The 2757-nt window shown below is 41.7% G+C and carries 2 protein-coding genes and 1 pseudogene; all 3 read left to right on the forward strand.

Annotated features, from left to right (window positions below; all coding sequences use genetic code 11):
• Window positions 1-193 (forward strand): annotated as a pseudogene (locus tag DWZ47_RS30545) (hypothetical protein); the annotation flags it as partial.
• A gap of 244 nt (window positions 194-437) precedes the next feature.
• Window positions 438-1028 (forward strand): replication/maintenance protein RepL, encoded by a 591-nt coding sequence (locus DWZ47_RS30075; RefSeq protein ID WP_004295513.1) that lies wholly within the window; start codon window positions 438-440, stop codon window positions 1026-1028.
• 617 nt (window positions 1029-1645) lie between these two features.
• On the forward strand, window positions 1646-2749 hold the full coding sequence (locus DWZ47_RS30090) for a plasmid recombination protein (protein ID WP_007219893.1): 1104 nt from the start codon (window positions 1646-1648) through the stop codon (window positions 2747-2749).
• Window positions 2750-2757: the final 8 nt, after the last annotated feature.

The raw sequence follows: 2757 nt of genomic DNA on the forward strand, positions 1-2757 counted from the left end.
CCCCCCCCGCCCCCAAAGGGGGAGCGACCAAACGGCAGCCTCTCTCAATGGAGTGTTACGTCGTTCGGATTCGGAAGAAATTTTGCAGGGTTCGGAAAACGGTTGTGTGCTTATTCTAAAAAAAGTTTATGGTGTGGCGCTCGTCGGGACGGGTGGTCCCGCCCCTTGCCGCTGGGCGCTCCCCGACCGATGATTTTTAAGTGACTGATTTTGTGCTGTTTTGGGGGTATATTAAGAATAGAAGAAATAGAATAAGTTAAGTACTTGATACACAATATAGGGCATTTTCCATATTGGAAATTCTCATTTTCCAATCTAGAAAATACTGATTTCCTAATATAATACTAAACAGGAAAATAATATTTCCCTTAATATTGTTTTTATGGAAAATAATAGTTTACTTTGTGGAGAATAATATTTCCCAAAAACACATCAAAATGGAAAATAAAAAAGCAGTTAAGTTAACCGATTTTCAAAAGAACGAAGAAAATCCTTTTATGAAACAAGCTATAGAAGGTATTGAAAATCATGTTGTTAAAAAGTATAAGAGTAATAGTGGTGGCGATAAGAGAGCCGTAGTAGCTTTAGCCGACACTGAAACTGGAGAAGTGTTTAAGACTTCGTTTATCCGTCAAATAGAAGTAGATGAAGAACAATTCACTAAATTGTATCTTTCTAACTTTGCTGCATTCTTTGACCTATCACAAGCAGCTATTCGGGTTTTTGGTTACTTTATGACCTGCATGAAACCCAAAAATGATTTAATCATCTTCAATAGAAAAAAATGCCTAGAATATACCAAATACAAAACAGACAAAGCCGTTTATAAAGGACTTGCAGAACTTGTAAAAGCTGAAATCATAGCCCGAGGACCAGCCGATAATCTTTGGTTTATTAATCCTCTGATAGTATTCAATGGTGACCGAGTGACATTTGCTAAAACATACGTTCGGAAAAAGACTTTAGCTGCCCAAAAGAAAGAAGAAGCAGAGAAACGACAATTATCACTTGGCTTTGATGAACAGTAACACTCCATTGAGTGAAGCTGCCGTTTGGTCGCTCCCCCTTTGGGGGCGGGGGGGGATAGATAAAGTTCCTCTATGTAAAGTTATAATGGGGGATGAAAGGCAAGGTTCGCTAACCTTACCCCGATTGTTTATGCTTCCCAGCATTCAATCTATCCCCGTTTATGGGTTTCTCTTTCACCCTACAAAGATAACCTCATGGGGGAAAAATGTCCAAGAATATGGGGTAAAAACTATCAAGTCGGTAGAAAATAAGTATCTTTGAAGTACATTTTTAGTAGAGGTACTGGTATGCCTAGACGAAGCAGATAGGCAAAAATAAAGCCGCTGGAGATGTCGGATGTCCGTCAATTAACTCCAGCGGCTTGTATTTTGGTAACTCTCCCGTATCGGTCGGCTACCGTTTGGTCAGCAACAAAGGTAGTACTTTATTGTCGCAAATCCAAATGTTTTCCCCTTTATTTGTGCATTTACAGAACATTTGCTAACTTCGCACCTATGCAGTATGGTGATAGCACACTAGCACCCTAAAGGGTGCGTGTGTAAGGGGACAAGCCCCCTTAACCCCCTGTCAGCCGGCTGTCACCGGCTGTTATCGATTGTCACAAAAATGTTAACTTATGGGAGCAACAAGTATTCATGTACAAGCAGTGAAGCCGGGGAGTGAGATTCACAACTTTAGGGAAAAAGAGTTGGACTATGTTCGTCCCGAACTTAGTCATTTGAATGAAAGCTGGGTTGGAGATAGCATCTCCCATCGGCTGGAAAGTGCGAAACAAAGATATCTCGATACGGTTGGGCAGAAGATGCAGGCTAAAGCCGCACCCATACGAGAGGGAGTAATAGTAATCAAACAAGAAACCACCATGCAGGAACTCCAGCAGTTTGCCACGGTCTGCAAAGAACGTTTCGGTATCGAAGCATTTCAAATCCATATACACAAGGACGAAGGATACATGAACGCAAAGCAATGGACACCTAACCTTCATGCCCATGTAGTTTTCGATTGGACGCAGCCGAATGGGAAAAGTGTGCGTTTATCGCGTGATGACATGGCAGAACTCCAAACCATAGCATCTGAAACACTGGGCATGGAACGTGGCGTTTCTTCTGACCGCAAACACTTATCGGCTATGCAGTACAAGACCGAATGTGCGAAAGAACAGCTTCAGGAACTATCAAACGATATATCCAGTGCATTAGACAAACACAAGGACGTACAAAACCAGCTTCTTCAGCTTCAGAAAGAACTACGTTCCATTGAAACAAAGAAGAACGTCCAAAAACTCATTTCTAAGGCTTCAGAGAAGTTTTACGGCTTGATTGGAAAAACAGTCAACGATAGGGAAAAGGATGCCTTAAAAGCCAAAGTAAAGGCTTTAGAGGGGGAAAATGAACAGCTATCCGATAGACTGGGAAAGGCTATACTTGAAAAAGAGCAAAACGGCACAAAGGCATTCAAAGCCGAGAATGACAAGGAGTATTATAGACAACAAATGGACAACGCAAGGACAACCAGTAACCGATTAAGGACGGAGAACCAAGAACTAAAGACCGAAACCAAGGAATTGAAAAAAGAACTTGGTAAGATGAAAGACTTGTTCAATTCCGAACAACTGGAGGCTTTAAGGCATCATTTCCCAAACATATCAAAAGCTATGGAAGAGGGGAAAGACCTACTCAAGCAAATCACCAGAAGCAGAGGTTTCGGTATGGGTATGTAACCCCCCCC

It is taken from the genome of Bacteroides sp. AF32-8BH (assembly GCF_003435205.1).
Lineage (GTDB): Bacteria > Bacteroidota > Bacteroidia > Bacteroidales > Bacteroidaceae > Bacteroides > Bacteroides ovatus.